A 6,994-nucleotide genomic window follows, 5' to 3' on the forward strand; every position below is an offset into this window, starting at 1 on the left:
TTGTTGATATTAAAAGTGATTCTCAAATAGAAAAATTGAGCGATAGGATTATTTGGACACTTGAAAATTAAAACATAAGCTTGTCGCATTTTGAAATATATAGGGGGAAGAAAGAATATGTTGAAAAGAGCAAGCAGAAAATTAAGAAGTACTCCTGCGAAAACATTGATGTATATCATACTGTTTTTAGTACTTTTCCTGGCGATATTTTCTATGCTGATGATTGGAATTGCAAGTGGAAATAAAGTGAAAAGAGCACAGGAAACATTGGCCAACTCTATTACTCTGCGCGGCCGGCCGAGGGAGAAGCTGGAAAATCATGTACTGTATATGCGATCCCGTCCGCAATCGTAGAAAAGTTCATTGACAGCAATTATGTTCAGGGGTACACCATGGAAGCGGGAACATATTGGCTTGATCCGGTGGATACGGAAACATATATCAGCGAGGAGACACAACAGCGCCTAAAAGGTTATCTGAAAGATTCAGGCATGTATACGATGACGGCTGTTGGAACACTGGACTGCGCATACGATACCTATTTTCTGGCAAAGGGTTACAGGATTGTGGAAGGAAGCGGACTGAGCTACGGAGAACGGGGCAAATACGAAGCTGTGGTAGGAGAAAAATACGCCGAAAAAAATCATCTCCATGTGGGCGATACTGTTAAATATAAAATGGAGCAGGGAACGATCGAATACTATAAAGTAAGTGCCCCGGAAGAAATTAGTTTCAAAATTCGAGGCATTTACAGAACTCCAGAGGTTTATCAGTCCGATTCCGTTGTGAATGACTGGCACAATAATTTAATTTTTATTCCACTGGATATTTTCTGCGAGTATTCTATGAAAGCATTAAAAATTCAAAATGTGGGATTTAATACAGTTACGGTCTATTTGAAAGATACAAAATCAGTTGAACCATTCATAGAAGAAACAAAAAACAAAATAAAAATAGGAAGTGTGGATGATGTTGTACAGACCGATGAAAATGGAATACGTTCCAGCGTAAAGCCAATGGTAATATCACAGCAGGATTTGGAATCTGGAGAATGGTCCTATCAGTTGATTCGAAACAAGGAATGGTATGAGATGGTTGCGAAACCTGTTGAAAAATTGAATCGTCTGATAGGATATATGATCGTAGGATTTGTGACTGCCGGAATTTTACTGTTCGGCATTCTGACCAGCCTGTCAGTCAAAGGGCGAAAACGTGAGATTGGAATTTTACTTTCGATGGGGGAACACAGAAAAAGGATTTTAGGACAGTTCGTTTTGGAGAATTTGGTTCCGGTTTTGATTGCCTGTTTTGCGGCGCTGTGTGCGACACCAACAGCAGAGTATTTCGCAGATCGGATGATTTCGAATCAGGCTGAGAAAGTGGAGCAGGAAAATGAAGATCTGTCGGGAAATATTAAAAACGCGCTCCCGACAAGCGAAATAGCTGCGTATGAATCAACGGGAGTAACTGTTGATACGGATTTGTCCATTGAGTGGAACTGGAAAATCATGACGGGGATGATTCTTGGTATTTTAGATCTTTTCCTTTTGATATTAATTCTGCAAGTCGGCAAAATAACTAGAGAAAGCCCGGCATCTATATTGCTGGACAGAAAGTAGGTGTTCATGAAGAAAAAAAGAATGATAATGATCGTAGCGATGGTTCTGGTGCTGGTATGGCGGGAAGACGTTTTTGCAGTGGAATCTGGAACGACACAGGTTTCGCTACAGGCAGACTGGCTCCAAGAGGGAGATTACCAGTATAGCGTGGAAGAAGATGAAACTGTAACTTTACGAAACTATATCGGGACGGAAAGCGTGATTGTCACACCGAAAGAAGTAGGTGGGAAAGAAGTGACGAGAATCGGAGATTCCTGCTTTTTGAGAAAAACGGATCTTCGGGCAGTGCAGATATCCGAAGGCATTGTTGAAATCGGGGAATCTGCCTTTGCGGAAGATGGTCAGTACAGTGATACAACTGCTGGGTTTATCAGCATTGTAATGCCAAAAACACTAAAAAAGGTAGGAAAAAGCGCATTTCAGGGAACTAGAATCACACAGATTTATTTTTATGATGGTTTAGAGAGCATTGGTGATAATGCCTTTATGTATTGCTCTTCTTTGTCAAAAATACGGATTCCAGATAGCGTGGAGAAAGTAGGACAATTTTTATTTTTGGGAGCTGGAAAACCCTATGAAGAAAGTCAAGATAGTGCGATGAAGATTTTTGGCGGAAAAATAGCGGAAGAACTTGCAAAAGATAATCAAAGAGCCGAATATGGTGGTGAAGAAATGCAGGAAATTTCGATCCAGTATTGGCTTGAGAAGAAGGAGAATGAAACGAAAGAAGAGGTTATAGGACAAAAATATTTTGATAAAAATGATACAGGCTTTGAAAAAGTATTTTTTAAGGCTCCTTCGAGTGGAGAAAAGCAAAGTGGGAAAATAGTCTGGATGGACATATTTCTTGGGGTGTGTATGGTTGGACTAATAGGAATCAGTGTTTGCTTAAAGGATTAAAAATATTATATTTGTGAACAATGAAGAAAATAATAGAGAATAATAAATGTTTATATTTTTTAAAAGAGTTACTCAAATATAAAAAAGAAATAGGTATTTTGAGTATAAGCACTATTGTTTCTACAGTAACTGTATTTCTGCAACCATTATTGATAAAACAGATCACAGACATCGGAATACTCGAAAAAAATATGCCCCAAATTGTTAATGGAGTAGCCGGTTTATTTGTTTGTGTGCTGGTATATTTAATGATTGAAGTTGTGCAGGCAAAAACTTTTGCAGAAATACATAATTCATTCTATAAGAACTTGTATTGCAATGTATTTCGAAAATTATTGCATTTAAAAAAACATTATTTTCAAATGAAAAATAGTATGGAAATAGTGCAAATGTTACAATGCGATGTATCTCAGGTTGCGTCTATGACAGATAGATATGTAGTGATGAGCTTTTCGTATGTTTTTCGTGTAATTAGTGGACTTGCTGGACTTATGCTGTTGAGTCCTGAACTGTTATGCATTGTAGTGATAGTAATTCCAGTGAAATACGTGTTAGTAAAATGTCTTGCTAAAAAGCGTGAGAAAAACATGAAAATGTATATTCAAGTTGAGCAACAATTTGGAGGATGGCTTGGCGATACAATTAATACTGTGGAAGAAATTAAATTGTGGAATCTATATGAATTAAGAAAATGCGAATTTTTAAAACAGATTTGTAAATCGTTAGCGGTTGAAATGAAAGGAACCATGATTGAGACATGGAATATTTTTGGGGATGCTGTTTTAGAGTGGGGTGTAACAATTCTTATTTATTTAGTTGGTGGATATTTGGTGTTCGTGGGAAAAATTTCCATAGGTTCAGTTTTTGCTTTTGTTTCTTATTCTAGTTATGTTACAAGACCGGTAAATAGTTTAATTGATCTGCGTATGCATTTTGCAAGTGTCAAACCGTCCGCTGAACGACTTTATACATTTTTGAATATGGAAGAGGAACGAAGTGGAAGTAAAAGAGTGGAAAAAGAGATTTCGCCAATATTAGAATTTAAAAATGTGAGATTTCAGTATACAAAGGATAGGGAAGTGTTAAAGAAAGTATCTTTTAAACTTGAGCCGGGAGAAAAAGTGGCTATTATTGGAAAAAATGGAAGTGGAAAATCAACAATTTTGGAATTACTATTACGATTTTATGAACCGGAAGAAGGAGAAATTTTATGTAATGGTGAAAATATAAAAGTGCTAAAATTATCAGAATACCGAAGCCTTTTTTCTGTTGTGAGTCAGAAATCAGCGTTGTTTTTGGGGGACATTGTGCAGAATATAGATTTGGAGGGGAAAGCAGACAGACAAAAACTGAATGAGGTACTAAGGAAAAGTGGCGTGAAAAAATACTTGCAACGTTTTCCAGAAAAAGAAAAAACACAAATAGGAGATGATGGAGCATTTCTTTCAGGAGGAGAAAGACAAAAGCTTGTGGTTGCACGGGCACTATTGAAAGATGCGCCGGTTATGCTTTTTGATGAAGCGTCCAGTGGATTTGATGTAGAAGCCAATGAATATCTTTATAAAATTATAACAGAAGAAATGCCGGAAAAATCTGTGATTTTTATTACACATCATTATGATAAACTGGAAAAATTTGATAAAGTATATTTGGTAAAAGATGGGTTTCTTACGGAAGTGAGAACTGGAAAAATGTAGAGGCGACTAGATTATAGTAGAAAGGAACAATATGGCAGAACTGGAATTAAAAGAGGTAAGCTATTTTTACGAGAGCGGCGGAAAGAGAATTGATATTTTGGATAAAGCCAGCTATTCATTTGAGAAGGGTACTCTTTACACGATTGTTGGTCCTTCTGGATCGGGGAAAACAACGACGCTGACTTTGGCGGGTGCGCTGGAAGAACCTAAGAGCGGCTGCGTGTGCTTTGAAGGAAAAGATATCCGGGAAATTGGCTATACAAGATATCGAAACAGCAAGATTGGAATTGTGTTTCAGGCGTATAATCTGCTGCCTTATCTGACCCCGCTGGAGAATGTGCTGGCGGCAATGGAAATTACGTCAAATCCGATTAAAAACAAAAAAGAACGGGCGCGGGAACTTCTGACACGAATGGGAATTACAGAAGATCAGATGAACCGCAATATCAATAAACTTTCAGGAGGCGAACAGCAGCGCGTAGCGATTGCGCGTGCGATTTCGACAAATGCAGAGGTGATTCTTGCGGATGAGCCGACGGGAAATCTGGACGTTGATACGGCGGCTGGCATTGTGAAAATTTTCAAAGAGCTGGCTCATGAAGATAAGAAATGTGTAATAGCAGTTACACATTCGGAAGCATTTGCCGCGGAGGCAGATGTGGTGGTACGGCTGGAAAAGAAAAAATTGCAGGATTAAACATGAGGGGGAGGGAAAGTTTTTATGAACTGGATCAAAAGAGCATTTCGCAGTATTTCTTATCATAAAAAAAATACAATTCTGATGTTTTTAAGTTTCCTGATTTTATCCATCCTGATCCTGTTTGGCTTATGTATCCGCGCGGCAAGTCGGGAACGGATATGGGAGATTCGGACGAGCATCGGAGGAAGCGTGCTTGTATCGAATGAGCGTCAGATATACAGTGAAGAGCCGCGCGGTGTGAATTCGATTTCACATCAAAAATATTTGGAACTCTGCGCTGATGAAAGAATTCGGTTTGGCAGCTGTAATACGGTGACAGCTGCTCTGGCGGATAACTTTACAGCTGAAATTATGGACGGACAGGAAGAAAATGGAACAGAAAATATTTATGTGGAGGGATCATCTGATCCTGTCGAGTATTTTAGTTCTGTTTCTTCTGTAGTTACACTGATTTCGGGACATGTACCGCAGAATGCAGAAGAAGCGGTAGTCAGTGATGGGATTGCGGAACGGAATGGACTGGGAATAGGAGATACCATAGCTGTTCTTTCACCATACACAAAGGAGCGGTATACATTTAAAATCAGTGGTATTTACAGTACGAACGAGGCAGCTTACAGTGGAAATGTGGTATATAATAACCCAGCAAATGCTATCTATACCCTGGATACACCAGTTTATGAGATGAATGAAAATGATAATGTAAAAGAAATTACATTGCAGTTGAAGGACCCGGAAGAAGGAAGAGCGTTTGCTGAAGATGCGAAAAAAATGCCGGAATATATCAAAGAAGAATATGATATGGACTATACGGTAAATGTTTCAGCTTATAAAGCGGTGGCCGACAGCCTGAAGAGCCTGGCAGGGATTTCGAATCTCATGGTGATAGTTTCCGTAATCCTTGGAACTATCACATTAAGTTTTTTGATTCTTATGAATTTGCGGGATCGCATGTTTGAGATTGGCATTCTTCTTTCTGTTGGAGAAACAAAGATGCGGATTATGCTGCAGATGTTGATGGAATCTTTTTGCCCGGTATTGCTGGCAATTACAGCGGGGGTAATTTTTTCTTATCCTTTGGCGAATGTGATAAAAATAGCTGTAGATCTTTCGAACGGTGTGCAGGCTGCAATTAAGACACAGCAGATTATAATATTGTATCTTTGTGGAATGGGGGTTGTGCTGGCTTCTTCTATGGTTATGGTATACCAGATTGTACGATATCAGCCGAAAAAGATTTTGATGATGGAGTAAAAAAAGAAATAGTCAGATAAAATACTGAATATGCAGAATTGACCGTATTTTTCTAAAAATAAGAAAATTCGAAAAAAGGTGTTGACTTTTGCTTTCGGGGGTGTTATTATAACTAAGCTGTCAGCGAGAGCTACAGTGAATGAGTTCTTTTGAAACAGAAAAACCTAGTTCGGAGCCGGGTGGCTGCCGCGGGTTGCAAAACTACTTCAAAAAAACTTGAAAAAAGTTCTTGACAAAAGCAAATGAGTTTGATAGAATAAACGAGTTGCTGATCGAGAGAACGGCAGAGAACAAAACGTTCTCAGGAAGTTCGAAAGAGCTTCAAAAAAATTAATTAAAAAAGTTCTTGACAAATGAAAAGCTCTGTGATAAAATAAACGAGCTGATCCGAGTCGGAACGGCAGAGATCCTTGATAATTAAACAGTGAAACACATCCTCGAAAGTTCTGAATAAGTAATTCAAAACGATCGAAAGATCCTTTAAAACAGTAAAAGGGATAAATTAGCTAGTATGTTGATTTTGAACTTGGAACAAATCTCGCAAGCGGAGCTTGCAAGATGAACGCGTAAAATTCGCCTGTGCAAGCACGTGAATTTCTAAACGCGCACATTTTATCAGAGAGTTTGATCCTGGCTCAGGATGAACGCTGGCGGCGTGCTTAACACATGCAAGTCGAGCGAAGCAGTTAAGTTGATTTCTTCGGATTGATTCTTGACTGACTGAGCGGCGGACGGGTGAGTAACGCGTGGGTGACCTGCCCCATACCGGGGGATAACAGCTGGAAACGGCTGCTAATACCGCATAAGCGCACAGAGCTGCATGG

Annotated in this window: 5 protein-coding genes and 1 rRNA gene; all 6 read left to right on the plus strand. The window is 39.0% G+C overall.

Annotated features, from left to right (window positions below; all coding sequences use genetic code 11):
- Window positions 1-392: 392 nt before the first annotated feature.
- A complete protein-coding gene (locus tag DWZ60_RS16305; protein ID WP_119222130.1) occupies window positions 393-1,619 on the plus strand; it encodes an ABC transporter permease in 1,227 nt (408 codons plus the stop codon).
- Between the two features lie 6 nt (window positions 1,620-1,625).
- A complete protein-coding gene (locus DWZ60_RS16310) occupies window positions 1,626-2,519 on the plus strand; it encodes a leucine-rich repeat domain-containing protein (protein ID WP_022463281.1) in 894 nt (297 codons plus the stop codon).
- A gap of 20 nt (window positions 2,520-2,539) precedes the next feature.
- A complete protein-coding gene (locus DWZ60_RS16315; RefSeq protein ID WP_055226874.1) occupies window positions 2,540-4,216 on the plus strand; it encodes an ABC transporter ATP-binding protein in 1,677 nt (558 codons plus the stop codon).
- Between the two features lie 31 nt (window positions 4,217-4,247).
- Complete coding sequence (locus DWZ60_RS16320) at window positions 4,248-4,913, plus strand: ABC transporter ATP-binding protein (protein WP_055226876.1); 666 nt, start codon at window positions 4,248-4,250, stop codon at window positions 4,911-4,913.
- A gap of 24 nt (window positions 4,914-4,937) precedes the next feature.
- Entirely contained in the window at window positions 4,938-6,170 is a 1,233-nt protein-coding gene (locus tag DWZ60_RS16325; RefSeq protein ID WP_055226878.1) for an ABC transporter permease, read from the plus strand.
- Window positions 6,171-6,782: 612 nt separating this feature from the next.
- Window positions 6,783-6,994 (plus strand): 16S ribosomal RNA (locus DWZ60_RS16330); the annotation flags it as partial.

The sequence above is a fragment of the Blautia sp. AF34-10 genome (assembly GCF_003477865.1).
Lineage (GTDB): Bacteria > Bacillota > Clostridia > Lachnospirales > Lachnospiraceae > Fusicatenibacter > Fusicatenibacter saccharivorans.